The 24,980-nt window shown below is 70.5% G+C and carries 23 protein-coding genes; 16 read left to right on the forward strand and 7 right to left on the reverse strand.

What is annotated here, in order from left to right:
• Positions 1 to 22: 22 nt before the first annotated feature.
• Both B9S57_RS36135 and B9S57_RS33635 read right to left on the reverse strand, forming a co-directional pair.
• A complete protein-coding gene (locus tag B9S57_RS36135) occupies positions 23 to 205 on the reverse strand; it encodes a hypothetical protein (protein WP_258036751.1) in 183 nt (60 codons plus the stop codon).
• Between the two features lie 81 nt (positions 206 to 286).
• Positions 287 to 955: a pirin family protein gene (locus B9S57_RS33635; RefSeq protein WP_374936011.1), complete on the reverse strand. Its 669-nt coding sequence runs from the start codon at positions 953 to 955 to the stop codon at positions 287 to 289.
• Positions 956 to 1,036: 81 nt separating this feature from the next.
• Between B9S57_RS33635 and B9S57_RS33640 the strand changes: the two genes are divergently transcribed.
• The 5 genes from B9S57_RS33640 (at position 1,037) to fabF (ending at position 5,939) form a co-directional block, all read left to right on the forward strand.
• Entirely contained in the window at positions 1,037 to 2,236 is a 1,200-nt protein-coding gene (locus B9S57_RS33640) for a CdaR family transcriptional regulator (protein ID WP_181011567.1), read from the forward strand.
• A gap of 89 nt (positions 2,237 to 2,325) precedes the next feature.
• Complete coding sequence (locus B9S57_RS33645) at positions 2,326 to 3,240, forward strand: ACP S-malonyltransferase (RefSeq protein ID WP_103760938.1); 915 nt, start codon at positions 2,326 to 2,328, stop codon at positions 3,238 to 3,240.
• A gap of 13 nt (positions 3,241 to 3,253) precedes the next feature.
• The gene (locus tag B9S57_RS33650; protein WP_103760939.1) at positions 3,254 to 4,285 is read left to right on the forward strand and encodes a ketoacyl-ACP synthase III; all 1,032 of its coding nucleotides are present in this window, start codon (positions 3,254 to 3,256) and stop codon (positions 4,283 to 4,285) included.
• Between the two features lie 63 nt (positions 4,286 to 4,348).
• Complete coding sequence (locus tag B9S57_RS33655; protein WP_014045780.1) at positions 4,349 to 4,597, forward strand: acyl carrier protein; 249 nt, start codon at positions 4,349 to 4,351, stop codon at positions 4,595 to 4,597.
• Positions 4,598 to 4,676: 79 nt separating this feature from the next.
• On the forward strand, positions 4,677 to 5,939 hold the full coding sequence (fabF, locus tag B9S57_RS33660) for a beta-ketoacyl-ACP synthase II (protein WP_103760940.1): 1,263 nt from the start codon (positions 4,677 to 4,679) through the stop codon (positions 5,937 to 5,939).
• 246 nt (positions 5,940 to 6,185) lie between these two features.
• Here fabF and B9S57_RS33665 read toward each other — a convergent pair whose 3' ends face one another.
• The gene (locus B9S57_RS33665) at positions 6,186 to 6,680 is read right to left on the reverse strand and encodes a DUF3145 domain-containing protein (protein ID WP_103760941.1); all 495 of its coding nucleotides are present in this window, start codon (positions 6,678 to 6,680) and stop codon (positions 6,186 to 6,188) included.
• Between the two features lie 361 nt (positions 6,681 to 7,041).
• On the opposite strand from B9S57_RS33665, the gene B9S57_RS33670 reads away from it, so the two are divergent.
• From B9S57_RS33670 to B9S57_RS33680, 3 genes are all read left to right on the forward strand, one after another.
• Positions 7,042 to 7,956, forward strand: coding sequence for an SGNH/GDSL hydrolase family protein (locus B9S57_RS33670; protein ID WP_103760942.1), 915 nt, complete (start codon positions 7,042 to 7,044; stop codon positions 7,954 to 7,956).
• Between the two features lie 5 nt (positions 7,957 to 7,961).
• Positions 7,962 to 8,960, forward strand: coding sequence for an aldose epimerase family protein (locus B9S57_RS33675; RefSeq protein WP_103760943.1), 999 nt, complete (start codon positions 7,962 to 7,964; stop codon positions 8,958 to 8,960).
• 125 nt (positions 8,961 to 9,085) lie between these two features.
• Positions 9,086 to 11,017, forward strand: coding sequence for an FAD-dependent oxidoreductase (locus tag B9S57_RS33680; protein WP_103760944.1), 1,932 nt, complete (start codon positions 9,086 to 9,088; stop codon positions 11,015 to 11,017).
• A 39-nt stretch (positions 11,018 to 11,056) separates the two neighbouring features.
• Here the strand turns inward: B9S57_RS33680 and B9S57_RS33685 are convergent, their stop codons facing one another.
• Complete coding sequence (locus B9S57_RS33685; protein ID WP_103760945.1) at positions 11,057 to 11,848, reverse strand: EI24 domain-containing protein; 792 nt, start codon at positions 11,846 to 11,848, stop codon at positions 11,057 to 11,059.
• Between the two features lie 124 nt (positions 11,849 to 11,972).
• Between B9S57_RS33685 and B9S57_RS33690 the strand changes: the two genes are divergently transcribed.
• The 8 genes from B9S57_RS33690 to B9S57_RS33725 all read left to right on the forward strand — a co-directional run bounded on the left by B9S57_RS33690 (position 11,973) and on the right by B9S57_RS33725 (position 21,481).
• Complete coding sequence (locus tag B9S57_RS33690; protein WP_103760946.1) at positions 11,973 to 13,127, forward strand: mandelate racemase/muconate lactonizing enzyme family protein; 1,155 nt, start codon at positions 11,973 to 11,975, stop codon at positions 13,125 to 13,127.
• A complete protein-coding gene (locus tag B9S57_RS33695) occupies positions 13,124 to 14,143 on the forward strand; it encodes a zinc-binding dehydrogenase (protein ID WP_103760947.1) in 1,020 nt (339 codons plus the stop codon). Before B9S57_RS33690 ends, B9S57_RS33695 begins: the two co-directional genes overlap by 4 nt.
• A 111-nt stretch (positions 14,144 to 14,254) precedes the next feature.
• Positions 14,255 to 15,238, forward strand: a complete 984-nt coding sequence (locus tag B9S57_RS33700; RefSeq protein ID WP_103760948.1) for a hypothetical protein — start codon at positions 14,255 to 14,257, stop codon at positions 15,236 to 15,238.
• 130 nt (positions 15,239 to 15,368) lie between these two features.
• Entirely contained in the window at positions 15,369 to 16,478 is a 1,110-nt protein-coding gene (gene chvE / locus B9S57_RS33705; protein WP_103760949.1) for a multiple monosaccharide ABC transporter substrate-binding protein, read from the forward strand.
• Positions 16,479 to 16,510: 32 nt separating this feature from the next.
• Positions 16,511 to 18,061 (forward strand): multiple monosaccharide ABC transporter ATP-binding protein, encoded by a 1,551-nt coding sequence (gene mmsA, locus B9S57_RS33710; protein ID WP_103760950.1) that lies wholly within the window; start codon positions 16,511 to 16,513, stop codon positions 18,059 to 18,061.
• A complete protein-coding gene (gene mmsB / locus B9S57_RS33715) occupies positions 18,058 to 19,302 on the forward strand; it encodes a multiple monosaccharide ABC transporter permease (RefSeq protein WP_103760951.1) in 1,245 nt (414 codons plus the stop codon). Before mmsA ends, mmsB begins: the two co-directional genes overlap by 4 nt.
• Before the next feature lie 27 nt (positions 19,303 to 19,329).
• On the forward strand, positions 19,330 to 20,496 hold the full coding sequence (locus B9S57_RS33720) for an aldose epimerase family protein (protein ID WP_103760952.1): 1,167 nt from the start codon (positions 19,330 to 19,332) through the stop codon (positions 20,494 to 20,496).
• Positions 20,497 to 20,737: 241 nt separating this feature from the next.
• Positions 20,738 to 21,481, forward strand: a complete 744-nt coding sequence (locus tag B9S57_RS33725) for an alpha/beta hydrolase (RefSeq protein WP_103760953.1) — start codon at positions 20,738 to 20,740, stop codon at positions 21,479 to 21,481.
• 78 nt (positions 21,482 to 21,559) lie between these two features.
• Here the strand turns inward: B9S57_RS33725 and B9S57_RS33730 are convergent, their stop codons facing one another.
• From B9S57_RS33730 to B9S57_RS33740, 3 genes are all read right to left on the reverse strand, one after another.
• The gene (locus B9S57_RS33730) at positions 21,560 to 23,077 is read right to left on the reverse strand and encodes an alpha-N-arabinofuranosidase (RefSeq protein ID WP_103760954.1); all 1,518 of its coding nucleotides are present in this window, start codon (positions 23,075 to 23,077) and stop codon (positions 21,560 to 21,562) included.
• A gap of 185 nt (positions 23,078 to 23,262) precedes the next feature.
• On the reverse strand, positions 23,263 to 23,691 hold the full coding sequence (locus B9S57_RS33735; protein ID WP_103760955.1) for an organic hydroperoxide resistance protein: 429 nt from the start codon (positions 23,689 to 23,691) through the stop codon (positions 23,263 to 23,265).
• Between the two features lie 203 nt (positions 23,692 to 23,894).
• Positions 23,895 to 24,914 (reverse strand): NADP-dependent oxidoreductase, encoded by a 1,020-nt coding sequence (locus B9S57_RS33740; RefSeq protein ID WP_103760956.1) that lies wholly within the window; start codon positions 24,912 to 24,914, stop codon positions 23,895 to 23,897.
• Positions 24,915 to 24,980 lie beyond the last annotated feature (66 nt).

Consider the following 24,980-nt stretch of genomic DNA (forward strand, 5'->3'; position numbering starts at 1 on the left):
ATCCCGGGCTTCCTCGCGCCGATCAGGTCCACGACCTGGGCGGTCTGCCGGAGCCGGTCGGTCCGCGCTGCTCCTGGTCCGGTGGCTTGACCAGCCAGGTGCTGTCCGACGCGGTGATCGGGTAGCGGGAGAGGATCGCGGTGCCGTACTGCACGCGGTGCTCGCTCCCGACCGGCGGGTCGTTGTCGATGTTCGCGCCGAACACGACGTGGTAACCCAGCGCTTCGGCGAGCTCGGCGGACTGGTCGGCCCACTCGCTAGATCCGCCCCCGGCCGGATGCCGGGATCACACCCCGGCGAGCTCCCAGAGCAGGACCTCGGCCCGCTCCAGCGCCTCGACCTCCAGCCCACGGGGCTCCGTGATCCGCGCGGAGTCGCCCGCCGCCAGCTCCTCGCCGTCGAGGAGCACCCGGCCCCGCACGACGTGGACGTAGACGCCCGCCGCGTCCGGTACGGCGGTGCGCTCGCCCTCGAAGACGCGGCGGACGTGGAGCATCGCCCCGGCCTCGGGGAGGGCGTAGGGCGTGGAGTCGGCGATCCCGGCGACGTGCGTGTAGGAGGGCTCCCCGCCCGGCTCCAGCGGGGCCAGCCACATCTGGATGAACGTCAGCGGGGCCTGACCGTCGTTGCGCTCGACATGCCGGACCCCGGCGGCCGAGCTGAGGTGCTGGACGTCACCGGCCCGTACGACGGTGGCGTGCGCGGCGGAGTCGCGGTGGGTGAGCTCGCCCTCCACCACCCAGGTGACGATCTCGGTGTGGCTGTGCGGATGCTCGTCGAAGCCGGCGCCCGGGGCGAGACGCTCCTCGTTGCAGGCCAGGATCGGCCCGAACCGCAGATTGTCCGGGTCGTAGAACCGCCCGAAGGAGAAGGCGTGCAGCGTCTCGATGCCCGCGGAGTCACCCGTGGCCGGGTCCCCGCCGCGGAAGCGGTCCCCGGAGCGGCGTACGTCCATCACACCCCCAAGGTATCCCCGCCGGGCGACCTTCCGCCCCGCCCCTCCGGGCACCTGTCCCGATAAGGCAGTCTTGTGTGCGTGCCCCGACCCGATCCTGAGCAGCCCGCCACGCATGACGCCCACCTCCACGCCGCGACCCTGAAACGGCTGGAGCAGTCCTCCGGCCGGCTGGCCGCCAACGCCATCGCCCGCATGGACGAGACGCTGCCGTGGTACCGGGCGATGCCACCGGAGAACCGGTCCTGGATCGGCCTGGTCGCCCAGGCCGGTATCGCCGCGTTCACCGAGTGGTTCCGGCACCCGGAGACGCCGCAGGCGATCTCGACCGACGTGTTCGGCACGGCTCCGCGCGAACTGACCAGGGCGATCACCCTGCGGCAGACCGTCGAGATGGTGCGGACGACGATCGAGGTGATGGAGACCGCGATCGAGGAGGTCGCGGCCCCGGGTGACGAGTCGGTGCTGCGCGAGGCGCTGCTCGTCTACGCCCGCGAGATCGCCTTCGCGACCGCCCAGGTCTACGCGCAGGCCGCCGAGGCCCGGGGGGCGTGGGACGCCCGTCTGGAGTCGCTCGTCGTGAACGCGGTGCTCTCCGGCGAGGCGGACGAGGGCGCCGTGTCCCGCGCCGCCGCCCTCGGCTGGAACTCCCCCGAGCACGTGTGCGTCATCCTCGGCACGGCCCCCGAGGGGGACAGCGAGCTCACCGTGGAGGCGATCCGGCGGGCGGCGAGGCACGCCAAGCTCCAGGTCCTGACCGGGGTCCTCGGACACCGTCTGGTCGTGATCGCGGGCGGCAGCGACAACCCCCTGAACGTCGCGAAGTCGCTGATCGGACCGTATGCGGCCGGTCCGGTCGTCGCCGGTCCCGTGGTGCCCGACCTGCTCGCGGCCACCCGCTCCGCGCAGGCCGCGGCTGCCGGTCTCAAGGCCTGCTCGGCGTGGCAGGACGCTCCGAGGCCCGTCCTGTCGGACGATCTCCTTCCAGAGCGCGCGATGGCGGGTGACCCCGCCGCACGCGATCAACTGGTGGAGGAGATCTACAGACCGCTCGAAGAAGCGGGTTCGGCACTTCTGGAGACCCTGAGTGTGTATCTGGAGCAGGCGAGCAGTCTGGAGGGCGCGGCACGGATGCTGTTCGTGCACCCCAATACCGTGCGCTACCGGCTGCGACGTGTGACCGACGTCACCGGGTGGTCACCCTCCGATGTGCGATCCGCGTTCACTCTGCGGATCGCCCTCATCCTGGGACGCTTGGCCGACGGCGATACTCAGTCCTAGACTTTTGTCGAACTTCAACAATTCCCCTGACGGTTCTTCGTCCTTGTCCCCACGGGCGTCCGGGGCCGTCCACAAGAGAGAGTGTGAGGGTGCTCGTACTCGTCGCTCCCGGCCAAGGCGCTCAGACGCCCGGCTTCCTGACTCCCTGGCTCGAACTCCCCGGTGCCGCCGCCCGCATCGCGGGATGGTCCGACGCCATCGGGCTCGACCTTGCCCACTACGGCACGAAGGCCGACGCGGACGAGATCCGCGACACGGCGGTGGCTCAGCCGCTGCTGGTCGCCGCGGGTCTGCTCTCGGCCGACGCCCTGGACGCCTCGCCCGGCGTCGTCGCGGGACACAGCGTCGGTGAGATCACCGCCGCCGCGCTCGCCGGCGTCATCGAGGACGAGGCGGCGCTCCGCCTCGTCCGCACCCGGGGGCTCGGCATGGCCGAGGCCGCCGCGGTCACCGAGACGGGCATGGCCGCGCTCCTCGGCGGAGACCTCGAGGTCACCGTCGCTCACCTGGAGAAGCTGGGGCTCACCCCGGCCAACGTCAACGGCGGCGGGCAGGTCGTCGCCGCCGGCACCGCGGCCCAGATCGCCGCGCTGACCGAGGACAAGCCCGAAGGCGTGCGCCGCGTGGTGCCGCTGAAGGTCGCCGGTGCGTTCCACACGCGCCACATGGCTCCGGCCGTGGACAAGCTGCGTGCGGCGGCGACCACCCTGACGGTCACCGACCCGAAGGTCACGTACGTGTCGAACGCGGACGGGAAGACGGTCGCCGACGGCGCCGAGGTCATCTCCCGGCTCGTCGGCCAGGTCGCCAACCCGGTCCGCTGGGACCTGTGCATGGAGACCTTCGCCGAGCTCGGTGTCACGGCTCTCATCGAGGCCGCACCCGGCGGGACCCTGGTCGGGCTCGCCAAGCGCGCGCTGCCCGGTGTGAAGACCCTCGCGCTCAAGACCCCCGACGACCTCGACGCGGCCCGCGCGCTCATCTCCGAGCACGCAGGCGCCTAAGGAGCCCGAGAGCATGTCGAAGATCAAGCCCAGCAAGGGCGCCCCGTACGCACGGATCATGGGTGTCGGCGGTTACCGCCCCCTCCGTGTCGTGCCCAACGAGGTGATCCTCGAGACGATCGACTCGTCCGACGAGTGGATCCGCTCCCGCTCCGGTATCGCCACCCGCCACTGGGCCTCCGACGAGGAGACCGTGTCGATGATGTCCGTGGAGGCCTCCGGCAAGGCGATCGCCGACGCCGGGATCACTCCCGAACAGATCGGCGGAGTCATCGTCTCCACCGTCTCGCACTTCAAGCAGACTCCCGCCGTCGCGACCGACATCGCGCACCGGATCGGCGCGGGCAAGCCCGCCGCCTTCGACATCTCGGCCGGCTGCGCGGGCTTCGGCTACGGACTCACGCTCGCCAAGGGCATGATCGTCGAGGGCTCGGCGGAGTACGTACTCGTCATCGGCGTCGAGCGTCTCAGCGACCTCACCGACCTGGAGGACCGCGCGACGGCCTTCCTCTTCGGCGACGGAGCGGGCGCGGTCGTCGTGGGCCCGTCCCAGGAGCCGGCCATCGGCCCCACCGTCTGGGGCTCCGAGGGCGACAAGTCCGAGACGATCAAGCAGACCGTCTCGTGGAACGACTTCCACATCGGCGACGTCTCGAACCTGCCGCTCAACGAGCGGGGCGAGGTCAAGTTCCCGGCCATCACGCAGGAGGGCCAGGCGGTCTTCCGCTGGGCCGTCTTCGAGATGGCCAAGGTCGCCCAGCAGGCGCTGGAAGCGGCCGGGATCGCCCCGGAAGACCTGGATGTCTTCATTCCGCACCAGGCCAACATGCGGATCATCGACTCGATGGTGAAGACGCTCAAGCTGCCGGAGCACGTCACGGTCGCCCGTGACGTGGAAACCACCGGCAACACGTCGGCCGCCTCGATCCCGCTCGCAATGGAGCGGCTTCTGGCGACCGGTCAGGCCAAGAGCGGCGACACGGCGCTCATCATCGGCTTCGGGGCGGGTCTCGTCTACGCCGCGTCGGTCGTTACCCTCCCCTAGGCACACCGGACCTTTCGGTCCGCACGCCCGAACCCTGCAGAAACATATCGAAGGAGCGCCAACATGGCCGCCACTCAGGAAGAGATCGTCACCGGTCTCGCCGAGATCGTCAACGAGATCGCCGGTATCCCGGTCGAGGACGTCCAGCTGGACAAGTCCTTCACCGACGACCTGGACGTCGACTCGCTGTCCATGGTCGAGGTCGTCGTCGCCGCCGAAGAGCGCTTCGACGTCAAGATCCCCGACGAGGACGTCAAGAACCTCAAGACGGTCGGCGACGCCGCCGACTACATCCTGAAGCACCAGGGCTGATCCCAGCCCGTCCCGTGTGTCGCCACCCGGCGGTGGCGCCGCTGATTCACGACCCTCTACACGTGGAGAAGATTTTCCAGTGAGCCCGACCAATCGCACCGTGGTCGTCACCGGTATCGGCGCAACCACTCCGCTGGGTGGCGACTCCGCATCGACCTGGGAAGGTCTGATGGCCGGCCGTTCCGGCGTCAAGCCTCTCGAGGGCGAACGTTTCGCCGAACTGCCCGTCCGGATCGCCGCCCTCGCGGCCGTCGACCCGGGCGAGGTTCTGCCCCGGCCGCTCGCCCGCAAGCTGGACCGCTCGGCGCAGTTCGCGCTGATCGCGGCCCGCGAAGCCTGGGCGGACGCCGGCTTCACCGGCAAGGCCGGTGAGGACGAGAAGATCCAGCCCGAGCGTCTGGGCTCGGTCATCGCCTCCGGCATCGGCGGCGTGATCACCCTGCTCGACCAGTACGACGTGCTGAAGGAGAAGGGCGTACGCCGCGTCTCCCCGCACACCGTTCCCATGCTCATGCCCAACGGCCCGGCGGCCAACGTCGGTCTCGAGGTCAACGCCCAGGCCGGTGTCCACACCCCGGTCTCCGCCTGCGCGTCGGGTGCCGAGGCCATCGGGTACGCCGTCGAGATGATCCGCACCGGCCGTGCCGACGTGGTCGTCGCCGGCGGTACGGAGGCGGCCATCCACCCGCTGCCGATCGCCGCGTTCGCCAACATGATGGCGATGTCGAAGAGCAACGACGAGCCCGAGAAGGCCTCGCGGCCGTACGACACCGCCCGGGACGGGTTCGTCCTCGGCGAGGGCGCCGGCGTCGTGATCCTGGAGTCCGCGGAGCACGCGGCCGCGCGCGGCGCCAGGGTCTACTGCGAGGTGCTGGGCCAGGGTCTGTCCGCGGACGCCCACCACATCGCGCAGCCCGAGCCCACCGGGCGCGGGATCGCCGCGGCGATGCAGAACCTGCTGGACTCCACCGACCTGAAGCCGTCGGAGGTCGTGCACCTGAACGCGCACGCCACGTCCACGCCGCAGGGCGACGTCGCGGAGATCAAGGCGCTGCGTGCGGTGCTGGGCGACGACCTGGACCACGTCGCGATCTCCGCCACGAAGTCGATGACGGGCCACCTGCTGGGTGGCGCGGGCGGCATCGAGACCGTGGCGACCGTGCTGGCGCTGCACAACCGCATGGCGCCGCCCACCATCAACATCGACGACCTCGACGAGGCCGTCGAGGCGGACGTCGTGCGCGGTGAGCCTCGGGCGCTGCCCGAGGGCCCGATCGCCGCGATCAACAACTCGTTCGGCTTCGGTGGCCACAACGTGGTGCTGGCGTTCCGCTCGGTCTGATCCGCCGGTTCTGCCGAGGAGGCCCGCTTCCCGCGAGGGAGGCGGGCCTTCCGCATGCCGGGCGCCGTTCCGAGGGGGCCGCCCGGGGCCCGAGGCATGTCGCTTCGAGCACGCGGCTTCGAGGCATGCGGGAGAGCGTGCTCACGCCCGCTACGAAGGCCGTCCGCGTGGGCCCTGCGGGTCCCGCCCGCGAGGGAACGTTTCAGCACGGCCGGAGAACGGAGCGGTACAGGGCAGAGGGCCCGGTCAGACCACCTGGTGCAGCCACCGCACGGGCGCGCCTTCTCCCGCGTGGCGGAAGGACTCGAGTTCGTCGTCCCAGGGCTTGCCCAGGAGCCCCGCGACCTCGGTCTCCAGGTCCGTCTCGCCGCGCACGGAGCGGGCCAGCGCGGCCCGCAGACGGTCCTCCGGGACCAGGATGTCGCCGTGCATGCCGGTGACGGCGTGGAAGATGCCGAGGCCAGGCGTGGAGCTGTAGCGCTCGCCCTCCGCCGTGGGGCAGGGCTCCGCCGTCACCTCGAAGCGCAGCAGGTCCCAGCCGCGGAGGGCGGAGGCCAGCTCCGACGCCGTACCCGCCCGGCCCTGCCAGGAGAATTCGGAGCGCCATGTGCCGGGGGCGGCCGGCTGTCTGATCCAGTCGAGCTGGACCCGCACACCGAGCACACCCGCCACCGCCCATTCGACATGCGGGCACAGCGCGCGCGGTGCGGAGTGTACGTACAGGACTCCACGTGTCGTCACCGGGACCTCCAGTGTGGGACGAGGTTCGCCTTCCCCAGGGGCCTCGCGCCCGTACCGCCTCTTCCCGGCCGGCTCCCGAGGTTGTCATCAGTAAACAGCATCGGGAGTGAATCTCCTGAAAAGGGACAGTATGTGACGTGAGATAACTTACCGGACCCGCTCATGCGCAGGCGGGCCGGTCGGCGCCACTGGTTCGACGGGGAAAAGCTACCGTGCGCCGGGGCCGGGTGTGTGACGTACCGTCGGTCCCGGGCCCGTGATTCGCTCAGCATTCACCCGCGAGGGCGTGGGGGCCCGCCACCTGGGGCTGTCCGGTTGTGCCAGGGGCACAATCACCCGTGTGAGCGGAGGGGAATCAGGGATGGCCGAGCGTTCGTCACGTCGTCGCGTCCAGGGTGCCGGGGCCACTCTGACGGCGGTCGCGCTCGCCGGTGCCGCCGTGCTCGCCGGGTGCACCTCCGACGGCCGCCCGGCCGCGCGGAGCGGCTCGGGCGCCGCGGTCCCCTCCCCCGCGCCGACACCGGCGTGGGACGCGAGCCCCGCCTCGGTGGCCGCGGTCGGGGACTCCATCACCCGGGGGTTCGACGCCTGCTCGGTCCTGGCCGACTGCCCCGAGGTGTCCTGGGCGACGGGGAGCGACGGCGGGGTGCGGAGCCTGGCCGTGCGCCTGCTGGGGGCGTCGAAGGCGGCGTCGCACAGCTGGAACCACGCCGTGTCGGGTGCCAGGATGGCGCAGCTCCCGGAGCAGATGGCGCGCGCGGCGAAGGACGGGCCGGAGCTGGTCACGGTGATGATCGGCGCGAACGACGCCTGCCGGGACTCGGTGCGGCTGATGACCCCGGTGGCGGACTTCCGGACCTCCTTCGAGGCGTCGATGCGGCAGTTGCGCGCCTCGGCCCCGACGTCGCAGGTCTACGTGTCGAGCGTGCCCGATCTCAAGCGGCTCTGGTCGACCGGGCGGGAGAATCCGCTGGGCAAGCAGATCTGGAAGCTGGGGATCTGCCGGTCGATGCTGGGCGACGCGGACGACATGGGCGCGGCGGCGGTCGCGCGCCGCGACGCCGTGCGGGAGCGCGTCGTCGCCTACAACGAGGTCCTGCGGGAGGTCTGCGCACGCGACGAACGCTGCCGCTACGACGGCGGGGCGGTGTTCGACTACCGCTTCACCGGTGAGCAGCTCAGCGAGTGGGACTGGTTCCACCCGGGGCGCAACGGCCAGGCCAGGCTGGCGGAGATCGCCTACCGCAATGTCACGGCGGCCGGGCCTCCGGCGTAAGGTCCATGATCGTGACGACGGGTACAACGGTACGCAGCGAGGACTTCTCCACCCGCACGGACGGTACGCCGGTCCGGCGCTGGACCCTGGAACGCGGGGACACCCGGGTGCGGGTGCTGACGTACGGCGCCGTGGTGCAGTCCGTCGTGGTGCCCGGGAGGGACGGTGCCCGCGCCGAGGTGGCCCTGGGGCTGCCGGACGTCAAGGGGTACGAGGCGCAGCCCGGCCCGTACTTCGGCGCCGTGGTCGGCCGGTACGCGAACCGGATCGGCGGCGGGTCGTTCGTCCTGGACGGGCGTACGCACCGGGTGACGCGGAACGAGGGCCGCAACACCCTGCACGGCGGTGAGCGGGGCTTCGACAAGCGCGTCTGGGACGCCGAGGAGGTGCCGGGCGGAGTGCGGCTCCGCCTGGTGTCCGAGGACGGCGAGGAGGGCTTCCCGGGGCGGCTGGCGGTGTCGGTGACGTACACCCTGGACGAGGACGGAGCGCTGCGGATCGCCTACCGGGCGACGACGGACGCACCGACCGTGGTGAACCTGACGAATCACACGTACTGGAATCTGGCAGGCGCCGGGAGCGGGAGCGCGCTGGGTCACGAGCTGCGGCTCGCGGCGGGGCGGATCACCCCGGGGGACGAGAAGTCGATCCCCACGGGGGAGTTCCTTCCGGTGGACGGCACCCGGTACGACTTCCGGGAGCCGAAGCCGGTGGGTCCCGGCTACGACACGAACTACGAGCTGGAGGAGACCGGCGGGGAGCCGGTCGCCGAGCTGTACGACCCGGCGTCCGGACGCCTGCTGACGGTCCGCACGACGGAGCCGGGGCTCCAGCTCTACACCGCCGACCACCTCGGCGGGGATCCCTTCGTGCCGTGCGCCGGGATCGCCCTGGAGACGCAGCACTTCCCCGACGCGCCGAACCGCCCGGAGTTCCCGGGCACGGTGCTGCGCCCGGGCGAGGAGTTCGCCTCGACGACGGTGTACGGCTTCTCCGTGCGCTGAGACCCAACTCCCCCTGTTCCGGCTCGTGTCAACACCGGACGACCAAGATCACCAGCGGGTGAATCAGGGCGGTGGGCGCGCGTCCGCGACGCTCCCGGCCGGTCCCGCACAGCAGGGTGATCACCATGATTTCACCTGTTGACGAACCGTCACCCGCCCTGCCGTCCCGCCGGTCCCTGATCGCGGGCGCCACCGCCGGAGCTGCGGCGCTCGCCGTGACCGCCGCCGCCCCGTCCTCGAGGGCGGCGGCGCCACGGGCCGCCGCCGCGCCGGGGGCGGCGCCCGGCTCCGACTGGGACGCCTGCCTCACCGTCGCCCGCGCCATCCTCGTACGCGACGGGAACGACAAGGACCTGGTGCCCGGTTACCGCGAGGTCCTCCTGGACAAGGGCCTGCCCCGTACCCGTGCCGCGCGCAAGAAGGTGCTGGTCGTCGGTGCGGGGCCGGCCGGACTCACTGCGGCGCGACTCCTCCACGAGGCCGGCCACACCGTCACCGTGATCGAGGCCAACGGCAACCGTGTCGGCGGACGGATCAAGACCTTCCGGGCAGGCGGCCACGAGCAGTCCGACCCGCCCTTCGCCGATCCGAAGCAGTACGCCGAGGCCGGCGCGATGCGCATCCCGGACAGCCACCCGCTGGTCACCGGGCTCATGGCCGGTCTCGGGCTGAAGACCCGCCGCTTCCACCTGGTCGACGTCGATGCCGATGGGCGTCCCGCCAACCGCACCTGGATCCACGTCAACGGCGTCCGGGTCCGCCGCACCGACTACGCCGCGAAGCCTCAGGCGGTCAACCGCTCCTTCGGCGTGCCCGCCGCCTACGAGAACACGCCCGCCTCGCAGATCGTGCGGGACGCGTTCGCCCCCGTGCGCAAGGAGATCGAGGGCAAGGAGGGGACGGCCCTGGTCGAGGGCTGGGCGACGGTGCTCCAGCGGTACGGGCACTTCTCGATGTTCCGGTACATGACCGAGGTGGCCAAGCTGGACGAGCGCACCGTCGACCTCATCGGCACCGTCGAGAACATGACCTCGCGCCTCCATCTCGCTTTCCTGCACAGCTTCATCGGAGCTTCGCTGATCAGCCCGGCGACCTCCTTCTTCGAACTGCCCGACGGCACCGCGACCCTGGTCGACGCCATGTACGCGCAGGTGAAGGACCTGGTGCACCTGGATCGCCGGGCCACCCGGATCAGCCACACCGAGGACGGGGTGAGCGTCGAGACGGTCTCCGAGGGCCGGGGCGGCCCCGTCGTCCGGGAGACGTTCACCGGCGACCGGGCGATCATCACGGTGCCCTTCTCCGGGTTGCGGCACCTCCCGGTGACGCCCGCTCTCTCGTACCGCAAGCGCCGGGCGATCACCGAGGTGCACTACGACGCGGCGACCAAGGTGCTGCTCGAATTCAGCCGCCGCTGGTGGGAGTTCGACGAGACGGACTGGAGGCGTGAACTGGGGGCGGTGCGGCCGGGGCTGTACGAGGAGTACCGGACGGGCAAGGCCCCGGCCGACGGTTCGCTGCTGGGCGCGCACCCTTCCGTCCCGCGCGGCCACATCCCGCCCGACCAGCGGGTGCACTACGCGGCCTTCCGCTCCACCGACCGCGACCAGCCCGAGGCGGCCCACGTCATCGGCGGCGGCTCGGTGACCGACAACGCCAACCGCTTCATCTACCAGCCCTCGCATCCGGTCGAGGGCAGCGAGGGCGGGGTACTGCTCGCCTCCTACAGCTGGGCCGACGACGCCCTGAAGTGGGACTCGCTGGACGACGACGAGCGCTACCCGCACACCCTGGGCGGCGTCCAGGACGTGTACGGGCAGCGCGTCGAGGTGTTCTACACGGGCGTCGGCCGCACCCAGTCCTGGATGCGTGACCCCTACGCGTACGGGGAGGCGTCGGTGCTCCTGCCCGGCCAGCACACCGAGCTCTTCCCTGATGTCCGCACCCCTGAGGGGCCGCTGCACTTCGCCGGCTGCCACACGTCCGTCAAGCCCGCCTGGATCGAGGGCGCGCTGGAGTCGGCGGTCAGGACCGCGCTGGAGGTCCACAGCGGCTGACCCCGGCGGGCTGCCGGACCGGCCGGTCCGGCAGCCCGCTCAGTCCTTGTGCAGGGTGTACGGCGAGGACGGGACCGGCTCCGGGCCGGCCACGGGAGGCGCGGTGAGCTCGCGCGCCATCAGCGTGGCCCCCGCGACGGCACCCGGCATCAGGAGCACGGCGACGAACGGCACGAGGAAGGCCAGCGCGAGGGGGACGCCGAAGCCCAGGACCATCGAGCGCCGGCCCCGAAGCAGCGTGAGCCGGTCCTTCAGGACCATGCCCCGGCGCTGGAGGGCGACGGCGGTGAGCTCCTCGGAGAGGAAGTAGCCGGAGACGCAAAAACCGAGGACGGGGACCACGGTCTGCCCGATGACGGGGACGAAGCCGAGGGCGAAGAGCAGGATGCCGTAGACCGCGACGCGCAGCAGGATGCGGACGGAGTCGCGGGCGGAGATCCACAGCTCGCGCCAGAAGGGCAGGCCCGACTCGGGTACCTCGCCGCCCTCGGTGCGGTCGACCTCCTCGGAGAGCGACTCGTAGAACGGCTGGCCGACCAGCAGGGTCACCGCGGTGAAGGTGATGACCGCGAGGAATATCCCGAGCACGAAGGTCAGGACGACCAGGGTGTTGCGGAGCAGTCCGAGCCAGGGCGAGGACCAGTCGTCGGCGAACGGGGTCGCCCAGCCGACGAAGTCGTCGGCGCCGTAGCCCAGGCCGACGAGCGCGCCCGCGTAGACGACGAGGGTGATCAGTGCGGGCAGCAGGCCGAATCCGAACCACCTGCCGTGCCCGAAGGCCCAGCGCTGGCCCTTGACCAAGTAACCGAAACCCGCCCCGAGATCACTCATGACCTCAGCGTACTTGCGCGAACCATTGACACGTCCCCGGGCCCGAATTACGGTCACGCCAGCATTTCGAACGAGTGACGAAATACCGAACACGAAATACGGAACACGTGGAGAGGCAACACCCGTGCGCATCACCGGAATCAGCACGCATGTCGTCGGCACGCCCTGGCGCAATCTCACCTACGTCCAGGTGCACACCGACGAGGGCCTCACCGGGGTCGGCGAGACCCGGATGCTGGGCCGCACGGACGCGCTGCTCGGCTATCTGCGGGAAGCGTCGGCCAACCACATCAACGGCTCCGACCCGTTCGCGATCGAGGACCTCGTCCGCCGGATGAAGTACGGCGACTACGGGCGGGCCGGGGAGATCGTGATGTCCGGCATCGCGGTCATCGAGATGGCCTGCTGGGACATCAAGGGCAAGGCGCTCGGTGTCCCCGTCTGGCAGCTGCTCGGCGGGAAGGTCACCGACCGGGTCAAGGCCTACGCCAACGGCTGGTACACCACCGAACGCACCCCGGAGGCCTACCACAAGGCGGCCCAGGGAGTCGTGGAGCGCGGCTACCGGGCCCTGAAGATCGACCCCTTCGGTACGGGCCACTTCGAGCTCGGCCACGAGGAGACCCGCTACGCCGTCTCCCTCATCGAGGCCGTGCGGGACGCCATCGGCCCCGACACCGAGCTGATGCTGGAGATGCACGGGCGGTTCAGCCCGTCGACCGCGGTGCGGATCGCCCGCGAGATGGCGCCGTTCAAGCCGGCGTGGCTGGAGGAGCCGGTGCCGCCGGAGAACCTCAAGGCGCTGAGCAGGGTGGCGGACAAGGTCGACCTGCCGATCGCGACGGGTGAGCGCATCCACGACCGGATCGAGTTCCGTGAGCTCTTCGAGTCGGGCGCCGCCGACATCATCCAGCCGGACGTCGGCCACATCGGCGGCATCCTGGAGACCCGCAAGCTCGCGGCGACCGCGGAGACCCACTACACGCTGATCGCCCCGCACAACGTGGGCGGTTCGGTGCTGACCGCGGCCAGCCTCCAGGTCGCCGGCTGCACCCCGAACTTCAAGATCCTTGAACACTTCAACGACTTCGCGGACGCGGACATCAAGAAGGTCGTCAAGGGCGCCCCGGCCGTCGACCCCGCCACCGGCTGCTTCGAGCTCTCCGACGCCCCCGGGCTCGGCGTGGAGCTGGACGTGGACGCGGCGGCGGAGTTCCCGCAGCAGCAGGCGCGGTTCGACCTGTGGGCGGACGGCTGGGAGAAGAGGCAGCCCAAGTGAGCACCCACTCCCGCTCGTTGAACGTCGAGCGCCCCGGCATTCACCGGCTGACCGAGGGGCCGGTCCCGGAGCCGGGCCCCGGCGAGGTCAGGGTGCGGGTCGCCGCGGCCGGGATCTGCATGAGCGACCGCGAGGTGTACGACGGCCACCGCGACGCCGCCTACGTGCGCTACCCCGTCGTGCCGGGTCACGAGTGGTCGGGAACCGTCGACGCGGTGGGCGAGGGCGTCGATCCGGCGCTGACCGGCCGCCGCACGGTCGCCGAGGGCTTCCGGGCGTGCGGGCGCTGCGAGCGGTGCAGGTCCGGGGAGACCTCCCTGTGCACGGCGGGCTACGACGAGACGGGGTTCACCCGCCCCGGGGCCTTCGCCGACCACCTGGTGATCCCGGCGCGGCTGCTGCACCCGCTGGCCGACGACGCCGACCTGCGGGCCGCGGCCCTGCTGGAGCCGGCCGCGGTGATCGCGGCGGCCGTACGGGCGGGGGCTCCCGAGCCCGGCGAGCGGATCGCGGTGGTGGGGGCGGGCACCCTCGGCCTGCTCGCGGTCCAGTTGCTGGCGGCGGTGTCGCCCGCGGAGCTCACCGTGATCGACCCGAGGCGGGAACGCGCCTCGCTGGCCCTGGGCTTCGGGGCGGACGAGGCCAGGGTCCCGGAGGAGGCCGAGAAGGTGCGGGGCCGCTACGACCTGGTCGTGGAGACGGCCGGAGCGCCGTCCACCGCGGCGGACGCGTGCCTGCTGGCGCGGCGCGGCGGACGGGTGGTGCTGACCGGGATGTTCGCCCCGGGCGCCGTGGGCATCGACCCGGTGCATCTGTCGCTGAGCCAGCTCACCGTGCGCAGCGTATTCGGCGCGTCCTCGGCGGCCTGGTCCTACGCCGTGCGGGCGTTCACGGCCGGGCTGCTCGATCCGGCGCCGCTGGTCACCCACGAGTTCCCGCTGGAGCGGTTCGCCGAGGCGGTGGCGCTGGTGGGGTCCGGGAATCCGGAGACCGGGAAGGTGCTGCTGCGGCCGTGACGGGCCCGCCCTGATCCGTGCGCCGGCACGGCGGCGCCCTGACCGCCTCCGCACCGGTGCACGCCCAATGATCCGAATGTCGTCCGAAATACCGAACATGAAGGACCAGTCGTGAACGACGCCCCTGTCTCCTCCTCCGGTGCCGCCGGCGCCCGCCGTCCGGGTGACGCCGCGCTCACCGCGCTCGGTCTCGGCCCGGCACCCCTGTCCCCGGCCGACACCTCCCCGCACTCCTTCCCCGGCGGGGGAAGCTGGCGCACCGAGGTGCCGTCCGTGGAGGGCCCGGAAGCCCTCGGTGTCGTGCTCAAGGAGTCCGCGAGGCTCGACGTCCCGGTCCACCGGATCAGCCAGGGCAGCGGCATCTGGATGCTGACCGACGCGGAGATCACCGAGATGGTGGAGGGCTGCGCCGAACGGGACATCGAGCTCTGTCTGTTCACGGGGCCGCGCGGCACCTGGGACACCGGCGCATCGGTCCGCACCGACTCCGGCGGCGCCGGGCTGCGCGCCCGCGGCCAGGACGCCCTGGCCGGCTGCGTGGAGGACGCGCTGCGCGCCACGGGACTGGGGGTGAAGTGCCTGCTCGTGGCCGACGAGGGCGTGCTCTGGACCCTGCACCGGCTGCGCGCGCAGGGCGCGCTGCCCGCGGACACCACCTTCAAGGTGTCGGCGCTCATCGGGCCGGTGAACCCGGCCTCGTACGCCGTCTTCGAGCAGCTCGGCGCCGACTCGATCAATATCCCCTCCGACCTGACGCTCGCTCAGTTCACCGAGATACGGCGGGTGTCGAGGGCCCCGATGGATCTCTACATCGAGGCGCCGGACGATCTCGGCGGCTACGTGCGGATGTACGAGGTCGCCGAACTGATCCGGCGCGGCGCACCGCTCTACCTGAAGTTCGGCCTCTCCAAGTCGCCCGGGATCTATCCGTACGGCCAGCACCTGCGGGAGCTGGCCCTGTCCACCGCCAAGGAGCGGGTGCGGCGCGGGCGGCTCGCACTGGACCTCCTCGCACGGCACGGGGCGGACGGGGGCATGGCCCCTCTCGGCAGCCGACTGCCGGGCCCGCTCGGCCGGTTCGAGATCTCGTCATAACGTTCCGGAAACAGCCTCCCCAAAAGAAGACAGAGCCGCGCAGAATCCCACACACCTGTTCTCGGTCGAGCCGCCCCCAGCATTCCGGCGTCGACGGACCGAGCCATGACACACATCAAGGATGATGACCATGCGCAACCGCAGAGCCGCACTCGCCGCCATAGCCTCCACCGCCACGCTCGCCCTCGCCCTGACCGCCTGCGGCCAGAACAGCGAAGGCGGCGGCGAGGAGAAGAAGGGAGGCAGCGAAGGCGCCACCATCGGCGTCGCCATGCCGACCAAGTCCTCCGAGCGCTGGATATCCGACGGCGCCAACGTCGTGAAGGAGCTCAAGGCCAAGGGCTACAAGACCAAGCTGGTCTACGGTGAGGACGACCCGGACCAGCAGGTCTCGCAGATCGAGAACATGATCACGCAGGGCGTGGACGCCCTGATCGTCGCGGCGATCGACAACAAGTCGCTCAACAACGTGATGCAGCAGGCGAAGGACGCCGACATCCCGGTCATCTCCTACGACCGGCTGATCCTCGGCACCGAGAACGTCGACTACTACGCCTCGTTCGACAACGAGAAGGTCGGCGAGCTCCAGGGCGGCTACATCGCGGAGAAGCTCGGCCTGAAGGAGGGCAAGAAGGGCCCCTTCAACATCGAGCTGTTCGCCGGATCCAACGACGACAACAACACCAAGTACTTCTTCCAGGGCGCGATGAACGTCCTCCAGCCGTACATCGACAAGGGCGAGCTGGTCGTCAGGTCCAAGCAGACCGCCCTCAACCAGGTCACCACCCTGCGCTGGGACGGCGGCACCGCGCAGAAGCGCATGGACGACCTGCTGACCTCCAGCTACCGCAGCGCCCGGGTCGACGCGGTGCTCTCGCCGTACGACGGCATCTCCATCGGCATCCTGTCCGCCCTGAAGTCGGACGGCTACGGCACCGCGGCGAAGGCGATGCCGGTGGTCACGGGCCAGGACGCGGAGCTCGCCTCCGTGAAGTCGATCATCGCGGGTGAGCAGACGCAGACCGTCTACAAGGACCTGCGCAAGCTCGCCAAGGTCGCCACGAACATGGTCGACGCGGCGCTGAACGACAAGAAGCCCGAACTCAACGACACCAAGTCGTACGACAACGGCTCCAAGGTCGTCCCCGCCTTCCTGCTGCAGCCGGTCAGCGTCGACAAGGCGAACTACAAGGAGGCCCTCATCGACGACGGCTACTACAGCGAGAACGACCTCAAGTAACCGGGCCCCCTCAAGGATTGGAAGGCGAGACCATGGCGGGACCCGTCCTGGAAATGCGCTCGATCGTCAAGACCTTTCCCGGTGTCAAAGCGCTGTCGGACGTCACACTGACCGTCCGTCAGGGCGAGGTCCACGCCATCTGCGGTGAGAACGGCGCCGGAAAGTCCACCCTGATGAAGGTGCTCTCCGGCGTCCATCCGCACGGCAGCTACGAAGGGGACATCCTCTTCGAGAGCGAGACCTGCCGGTTCAAGGACATCCGGGCGAGCGAACAGCACGGCATCGTGATCATCCACCAGGAACTGGCGCTGGTGCCGTACCTCTCCATCGCGGAGAACATCTTCCTCGGCAACGAGCACGCCAAGCGCGGACTGATCAACTGGAACGACACCCTCAGGCACGCCGGGGAACTCCTGCGGCGGGTCGGTCTCGACGAGCACCCCGAGACCCGCGTGGCCGACATCGGCGTGGGCAAGCAGCAGCTGGTGGAGATCGCCAAGGCGCTCTCCAAGAAGGTGAAGCTGCTCATCCTCGACGAGCCGACGGCGGCGCTCAACGACGAGGACAGCGGCAAGCTCCTCGACCTGATGCTCTCGCTGAAGGAACAGGGCATCACCTCGATCATCATCTCGCACAAGCTCAACGAGATCCGCCGGGTCGCCGACTCGGTCACGATCCTGCGCGACGGGCGTTCCATCGAGACGCTCGACGTGAAGGCGGAGGCGACGACCGAGGACCGGATCATCAGCGGGATGGTCGGCCGCGACCTGGAGAACCGCTTCCCGGAGCGGACCCCGCACCACCCCGAGGAGGGGAGCGCTCCCGCGCTGGAGATCCGCAACTGGACCGTGCACCACCCCGTCGACCAGCAGCGCAAGGTCGTCGACGACGTCTCGATCGAGGTGCGGCGCGGCGAGATCGTCGGGATCGCCGGGCTGATGGGCGCCGGCCGCACCGAGCTGGCGATGAGCGTCTTCGGCCGCTCGTACGGCCGTTACGCGGCCGGTACGGTCCTCCGGGACGGCACCGAGATCCGTACGAAGACCGTCCCCGAGGCCGTCAAGCACGGCATCGCGTACGCCACCGAGGACCGCAAGCACTACGGCCTCAACCTCATCGACACCATCAACCGGAACATCTCGCTGACGGCGCTCCGCAAGGTCGCCAAGCGGGGTCTGGTCGACGAGCACGGGGAACAGCAGGTCGCCGAGGACTTCCGCAGGTCCATGAACATCAAGGCACCGACCGTGTTCGAGCCGGTGGGCAAGCTGTCCGGCGGCAACCAGCAGAAGGTCGTCCTCAGCAAGTGGATCTTCGCGGGTCCCGAGGTGCTGATCCTGGACGAGCCCACGCGCGGCATCGACGTGGGCGCCAAGTACGAGATCTACACGGTCATCGACCAACTGGCCGCCGAGGGCAAGGCGGTCATCTTCATTTCCTCCGAACTGCCGGAGCTGCTCGGCATGTGCGACCGCATCTACACGATGGCCGCGGGACGGCTGACGGGTGAGTTCTCGCGGGCCGAGGCCTCGCAGGAAGCACTCATGCGTCAGATGACGAAGGACAAAGAGGTAACCCGATGAGCACGGACGTGACCGACAGGACCCCGGCCCCCGCGCCGTCGGGCGGAGGCAAACCGGCCGCCGGCGGCGGACTGCTGCAGCTGATGCTGGACGGCATGCGCCGCAACATGCGGCAGTACGGCATGCTGATGGCCCTCGGCCTGATCGTGGTGCTGTTCGCGGTGTGGTCGGGCGGTGACCTGCTGCTGCCGCGCAACGTCTCCAACCTGGTGCTGCAGAACAGCTACATCCTGATCCTGGCGATCGGCATGATGCTGGTCATCATCGCCGGGCACATCGACCTCTCCGTAGGGTCGCTGACCGCGTTCATCGGCGCGATGTCCGCCGTGCTGATGGTCGAGCACGATCTCTCCTGGCCGCTCGCGGTGGTGCTGTGCCTGGCCATCGGCGCGGTCGCGGGCTCCGTGCAGGGCTTCTTCATCGCCTACCTCGGCATACCGTCCTTCATCGTCACCCTCGCGGGCATGCTGCTCTTCCGCGGTCTGACCGAGATCGTCCTGAAGGGCCAGACCCTCGGCCCGTTCCCGAAGGGCCTGCAGAAGGTCGCCAACGGCTTCCTGCCCGAGGTCGGCCCGAACACGAACTACCACAACCTCACCCTCCTGCTGGGCTTCGCCCTGATCGCCTTCGTGGTGATCCAGGAGATCCGCGACCGCAAGCGGCAGCAGGAGTTCGCCCTCGACGTGCCGCCGGCCAAGCTGTTCCTGCTGAAGCTGGTCGCGCTCGTCTCGGCGATCCTCGTCGTCACGCTGCTGCTCGCCAGCTACAAGGGCGCGCCGGTCGTGCTGCTGATCCTCGGTGTGCTGGTCGTCGGGTTCGGCTACCTGATGCGCAACGCGATCATCGGCCGCCACATCTACGCCATCGGCGGCAACCTTCCCGCGGCGAAGCTGTCGGGCGTGAAGGACAAGAAGGTCACCTTCCTGGTCTTCCTGAACATGGGCATGCTCGCGGCCCTGGCGGGCCTGGTCTTCGCCGCCCGCTTCAACGCGGCCTCGCCCAAGGCCGGCCTCAACTTCGAGCTGGAGGCCATCGCCGCCTCGTTCATCGGCGGCGCGTCGATGAGCGGCGGCGTCGGCACGGTCCTCGGCGCGATCATCGGTGGCCTGGTCCTGGGCGTGCTGAACAACGGAATGAACCTCGTCGGCATCGGCACCGACTGGCAGCAGGTCATCAAGGGAGCGGTGCTGCTGGCCGCGGTCGGCTTCGACGTCTGGAACAAGCGCAAGGTCGGTTCGTAACACCCCTTCCCACGACAGGAGTTGTTCATGACCTTCATGACCGGAACCAGCAGACGCACCGTCCTGGCGGCCACGGCCGCCGCCGGGGTGGCCGTGGCGGCGGGCGCACCGTCCGCACAGGCCGCGACCCGCGGGCGCACCCCGTCCAGAGAGCTCTTCGGCACGCTCGCCGACGGGACGAAGGTGCACCGCTGGACCCTCGCCAACGGCGGGACCCGGCTGAAGGTCCTGTCGTGGGGCGGCGTCGTCCACTCCCTGGAGACGCCGGACCGCAGGGGCCGGACGGTGAACGTCGCGCTCGGCTTCGACAACCTCGCGGACTACGTGGCGAAGTCCCCGTACTTCGGCGGGCTGATCGGCCGGTACGGCAACCGCATCGCCGAGGGGCGCTTCACCCTCGACGGTGTCACGCACCGACTGCCCGTCAACGACGGCCCGAACAGCCTGCACGGCGGCGACCAGGGCTTCGACAAGCGGGTCTGGGACGTGCGGCCGTTCACCGAGCGCGGTGACGTCGGGCTGGTCCTGACCCGGACCAGCCCGGACGGCGAGGCCGGCTATCCGGGCACGCTCGCCGTCCGTGTCGTCTACACGCTCACCCCGCGGGGCGAGTGGCGCATCGACTACTCGGCGACGACGGACCGCGCGACGGTCCTCAACCTGACCAGCCACACGTACTTCAACCTGGCGGGCGAGGGCAGCGGCAGCGTCGACGGGCATCTGCTGGAGCTGGCGGCTTCCCGCTACACGCCGGTCGGCGCGACGCTCATCCCGACGGGTGAGCTCGCCCCGGTGGCGCGTACGCCGTTCGACTTCCGGCGGTCCCGGGCCCTCGGGGACGCGGTCCGCACCCCGCACGAGCAGATCGGCTTCGGGCAGGGGATCGACCACAACTACGTCCTGGACAAGGGGATATCGGCCCGCCCGGAGTACGCGCTGACGGTGACGGACCCCGGCTCGGGCCGGGTGATGAAGATGTACACGACGGAGCCCGGCATGCAGGTCTACACGGGCAACTTCCTCGACGGCACCCTGACCGGCACCTCGGGGCGGGTCTACCGTCAGGGCGACGCGTTCTGCCTGGAGTCCCAGCACTTCCCGGACTCCCCCAACCAGCCGTCGTTCCCCTCGACGGTGCTGCGGCCGGGCGACACCTACCGTTCGACGACGGTGCACGCCTTCTCGGCCCGCTGAACCGCCGTCATGACGGAAGGCGCCCACCCCCTGGCCGGGGTGGGCTCCTTCCGTCATCAGGGCCGCCGATATCGCTTCGAACCGGCCCCGCCGCTCTGTTAGCCTGCCGGAGGCCGTGCGAGAGGGACAGGAGGTGGTACCCGTGGACGCAGTATCGACATGGGTGCTCCCCTGCGGAGTCATGGCCGGGCGACAGGTCGTCCGGGAGCGCCGTTCCTGAGCCCTCCCGAAAGGCATATCCATGCGTTTCACCTCCGAACACCGCCTCGGCGACGACATCCTCGAACGCCGGTTCCTGCTCGGCGAGATCCCCGGCATCCTGTGGACGCCCGCGTCCGCACCCGCGTCGGCGCCGGCGCCGCTGATCCTGCTCGGCCACCCTCCGCTCGGGCTGCACAGGATGTACCCCCGGCTCGCGGAGCGGGCCCGGCAGGCCGGGGCGGACGGCTTCGCCGCGGCCACCGTCGAACTCCCCGGGAGCGGCGAACGGCCCCGATGGCCCGCCCTCGACCGGGCGCGCGCGGACATGCGCCGGGCCGTGGAGGCCGGCGAGCCCGTCGGCGACGAGATCGTCGACGCCCTCGTCCTCCCTCTGGTCGACAGGGCTGTCCCGGAATGGCAGGCCGCCCTCGACGCCCTCCTCGCCCTGCCCGGGATCGGCGGGCCGGTCGGGTACTCGGGGGGAGTGATCTCCGTCGGCACCCGGCTGGCGGCGGTGGAGCCGCGTGTCGCGGCCGCCGTCCTGTTCGCGGGAAGCCTCGTCCCTCGCGTCATCTTCGAGGAGGCGCGCCAGGTCACCGTCCCGCTGCACGTCCTGCTGCAGTGGGACGACGAGGGCAACGACCGGCAGGCGGCACTGGACCTGTTCGACGCCTTCGGCTCCGAGGAGAAGACGTTGCACGCCAACATGGGCGGGCACACCGGCGTTCCGCAGTTCGCCGGGGACGCAGCCGCCCGTTTCCTCACCCGGCACCTGCGGCCCTGAGGAAGAGCCCGTGATGGGGCCGGGGCCGGAGCCCGGCCCCACCGCGGGCCACCTGGAGCGGGTACCCGTACGTCCGGACTACACCAGCCGGATCATGTTCCAGGACATCGGCGCCAGCACGGCCTTCAGGGTGCCGTCGGCGAGCTCGGTGCCCTCGGCCGCGTGCGGGAGCACCCGCTCGGGCTCGGCGAGGGTGTTGCGCGCCTCCGGGTCGGCGTCGGCGATGACCAGGTGCTCGGCCACCCGGCCCAGGTCCAGCCCCGGCAGGGCGACTTCGAGCGGCAGTTCGGCGTCCTGGCTCCGGTTCACGGCGAAGACCGTGACGGCCCCCGTCCCCGGGTCCCGCACGGCGGTGGCGTGCAGCAGGTCGGCCTCGCCGTACTTCGCCGTCGGGTAGGTGGGCGAGTCCACCCGTACGTCCAGGACCTGGCCCCGCCCGTACCGCGCGGCCTGCGCGAAGGGGAAGAAGGTCGTCTGCCGCCAGGCGGGCCCGCCGGGCTCGGTCATGATCGGCGCGATGACGTTGACCAGCTGGGCGAGACAGGCGACGGCCACCCGGTCCGCGTGACGCAGCAGGGCGATGAGCAGGCTTCCGAAGACGACGGCGTCGGTGACGGTGTAGTTGTCCTCCAGCAGCCGGGGCGCCTCGGGCCAGTCGAGCGGATTCTCCTCCGTCTCCTGCTGGAAGCGCTTCTGGTACCAGACGTTCCACTCGTCGAAGGAGAGGTTGATCCTCTTCGTGGACTTGAGCCGCGCTCCCACGTGGTCGCAGGTCGCGACGACGCTCTCGATGAAGGACTCCATGTCGACGGCCGAGGCCAGGAAGGAGTCGCGGTCGCCGTCGGTCTCCTCGTAATAGGCGTGCAGCGAGACGTGGTCGACGAGGTCGTACGTCTCGGCGAGGACCGTCGCCTCCCAGGCCGCGAAGGTCTCCATGGCACGGCTGGAGGACCCGCAGGCGACGAGCTGTACGGACGGGTCGATCTGGCGCATCGCACGGGCCGTCTCGGCCGCGAGCCGGCCGTACTCCTCGGCGGTCTTGTGGCCGGTCTGCCAGGGGCCGTCCATCTCGTTGCCCAGGCACCACAGCCTGATCCCGAAGGGGTCCTTGTCGCCGTGGGCGGCGCGGAGGTCGGAGAGCGCGGTACCGGACGGGTGGTTGGCGTACTCCTGGAGCTGGATGGCCTCCTGGACGCCGCGGGTGCCGAGGTTGACCGCGAGCATCGGTTGGGCCTCCGGGCCGACCTTCCTGAGGAAGGCCATGTACTCGGAGAGGCCGAAACGATTCGTCTCGGTGGAACGCCAGGCGAGGTCGAGACGGCGGGGGCGCTCGTCGACGGGGCCGACGCCGTCCTCCCAGCGGTAGCCGGAGACGAAGTTACCGCCGGGGTAGCGGATGACGGTGACGCCGAGTTCGCGGACGAGATCCAGCACGTCGGTGCGCAGTCCGGCCTCGTCGGCCGAGGGGTGGCCGGGTTCGAGTATCCCGTCGTAGACACAGCGGCCGAGGTGCTCGACGAAGGAGCCGAAGAGCCGTGGGTCGACGTCGCCGACGGTGAAGGCAGGGTCGAGGGTGAAGCGCGCGGTACGGGTCATGGCTTCCTTACTCGTTCGATATGCCGAATGCTGCTCGTAACCTCGAACGGGACCGTAGAGTTCCGCCTCCGCGGCCGTCAATGCCCGTGCGCGCGCCTTTTGCGGAGCCGCGCGGGCGCACGGCCGAGGGCCGCACCCCCATGTGACGGGATGCGGCCCTCGGTCGTACGCGATCGGGTGCGGTCTCAGGCGACCGACAGCTCGACCTTGATGTTGCCCCGGGTGGCGTTCGAGTACGGGCACACCTGATGCGCCTTCTCGACGAGCGCCTGGGCGGTGGCCGTGTCGACGTTCGGGATGGAGGCGCTGATCGCGACCTCCAGGCCGAAGCCGCCCGCCTCGGTCTTGCCGATGGAGACCGAAGCGGTCACCGTCGAACCGGAGATGTCGGCCTTCTCCTGGCGGGCGACCACACCGAGCGCGCCCTGGAAGCAGGCGCTGTAGCCCGCCGCGAAGAGCTGCTCGGGGTTGGTGCCCGCGCCGCTGCCGCCCATCACCTTCGGCGGGTTGACGACGACGTCGAGGTTGCCGTCGTCGGAGGAGACGCGGCCGTCGCGGCCGTTCTCGGCGGTGGCGACGGCGGTGTAGGCGACGTCGATGTTCTGGATGGTCATGCGGGTGATTCCTCCTGCTGATGCGCCGCGACTCGCGCCCACGACCGCGACGGCCTTGGCCCGAGCCTAACCGGTGGCCTCCCGGGCACTCCGATCGCCCGCCGTCCGGGACTCCGGCAGGCCGTACGTCCGGCCGGCCTCGGACCACGAAGGGCGGTGGCGCCCGCCGGGGCCGTGACGGCCCCGGCGGCTGCCGGATCCGCTCAGGCGTCCAGCGAGACGATCATCTTGCCGGTGTTCTCGCCGCGCAGCAGGCCGACGAACGCGTCGTAGGCGTGCTCGATGCCCTGGACCTTCGTCTCGTTGTACTTGAGCTCGCCCGAGGCCAGCCAGCCGGCCACGTCCTGGACGAACTGCGGCTGGAGCGCGGCGTGGTCGCCGACGAGGATGCCCTGGAGGCGCAGCCGCTTGCCGATGACGAGGGCGAGGTTGCGCGGCCCCGGGGCGGGCTCCGTGGCGTTGTACTGGGCGATCATTCCGCAGATGGTGGCGCGGCCGTGGACGTTGAGCGCGGAGATCGCGGCCTCCAGGTGCTCACCGCCGACGTTGTCGAAGTAGACGTCGATGCCGTCGGGGGCGGCCTCGGCGAGCTGCTCCCGGACGGGGCCGTTCTTGTAGTTGAAGGCCGCGTCGAAGCCGTACTCCTCGACGAGGAGCTTGACCTTCTCGTCGGATCCCGCCGAGCCGATGACGCGGGAGGCACCCTTGATCTTCGCCATCTGACCGACCTGGCTGCCGACCGCGCCGGCCGCGCCGGAGACGAAGACGGCGTCGCCCTCCTTGAAGGAGGCGACCTCGAACAGCCCGGCGTAGGCGGTGAGTCCGGGCATGCCGAGCACGCCGAGGTAGGACGAGAGCGGGGCGATCGAGCCGTCGACCTTGACCGCGTGCTTGGCGGGGACGTCGGCGTACTCGCGCCAGCCGAGGCCGTGCAGGACGTGGTCTCCGACGGCGAAGCCCTCGGCGTTCGACGCGACGACCTCGCCGACCGCGCCGCCGTCCATGGGGTGGTCGAGCTTGAAGGGCGGGGTGTAGGACTTCACGTCGTTCATCCGGCCGCGCATGTAGGGGTCGACCGAGAAGTGGAGGTTGCGGACGAGGACACGGCCCTCACCGGGAGCCGTCACCGGCGCCTCGCGCAGGGCGAAGTCCGTGGCCGCGGGCCAGCCGTGGGGACGGGCTACGAGGTGCCATTCGCGGCTGGACGTGGGAAGTGCGGACATGGGCTCGGGTCTCCTCGATGTCGTGCCGGGGGAAGCGGGAAAAGCTTCAGTACATGAAACAACCAT

Source organism: Streptomyces sp. SM10 (assembly GCF_002910915.1).
Classification (GTDB): domain Bacteria; phylum Actinomycetota; class Actinomycetes; order Streptomycetales; family Streptomycetaceae; genus Streptomyces.

Bases quoted from the DNA above. Each gene is read 5' to 3' on its own strand.
- B9S57_RS33635 (WP_374936011.1), bottom strand. From the start codon at position 955: ATGGACGTACGCCGCTCCGGGGACCGCTTCCGCGGCGGGGACCCGGCC.
- B9S57_RS33650 (WP_103760939.1), top strand. From the start codon at position 3,254: ATGTCGAAGATCAAGCCCAGCAAGGGCGCCCCGTACGCACGGATCATG.
- B9S57_RS33655 (WP_014045780.1), top strand. From the start codon at position 4,349: ATGGCCGCCACTCAGGAAGAGATCGTCACCGGTCTCGCCGAGATCGTC.
- B9S57_RS33670 (WP_103760942.1), top strand. From the start codon at position 7,042: ATGGCCGAGCGTTCGTCACGTCGTCGCGTCCAGGGTGCCGGGGCCACT.
- B9S57_RS33675 (WP_103760943.1), top strand. From the start codon at position 7,962: ATGATCGTGACGACGGGTACAACGGTACGCAGCGAGGACTTCTCCACC.
- B9S57_RS33680 (WP_103760944.1), top strand. From the start codon at position 9,086: ATGATTTCACCTGTTGACGAACCGTCACCCGCCCTGCCGTCCCGCCGG.
- B9S57_RS33685 (WP_103760945.1), bottom strand. From the start codon at position 11,848: ATGAGTGATCTCGGGGCGGGTTTCGGTTACTTGGTCAAGGGCCAGCGC.
- chvE (WP_103760949.1), top strand. From the start codon at position 15,369: ATGCGCAACCGCAGAGCCGCACTCGCCGCCATAGCCTCCACCGCCACG.
- mmsA (WP_103760950.1), top strand. From the start codon at position 16,511: ATGGCGGGACCCGTCCTGGAAATGCGCTCGATCGTCAAGACCTTTCCC.
- mmsB (WP_103760951.1), top strand. From the start codon at position 18,058: ATGAGCACGGACGTGACCGACAGGACCCCGGCCCCCGCGCCGTCGGGC.
- B9S57_RS33720 (WP_103760952.1), top strand. From the start codon at position 19,330: ATGACCTTCATGACCGGAACCAGCAGACGCACCGTCCTGGCGGCCACG.
- B9S57_RS33725 (WP_103760953.1), top strand. From the start codon at position 20,738: ATGCGTTTCACCTCCGAACACCGCCTCGGCGACGACATCCTCGAACGC.
- B9S57_RS33730 (WP_103760954.1), bottom strand. From the start codon at position 23,077: ATGACCCGTACCGCGCGCTTCACCCTCGACCCTGCCTTCACCGTCGGC.
- B9S57_RS33735 (WP_103760955.1), bottom strand. From the start codon at position 23,691: ATGACCATCCAGAACATCGACGTCGCCTACACCGCCGTCGCCACCGCC.
- B9S57_RS33740 (WP_103760956.1), bottom strand. From the start codon at position 24,914: ATGTCCGCACTTCCCACGTCCAGCCGCGAATGGCACCTCGTAGCCCGT.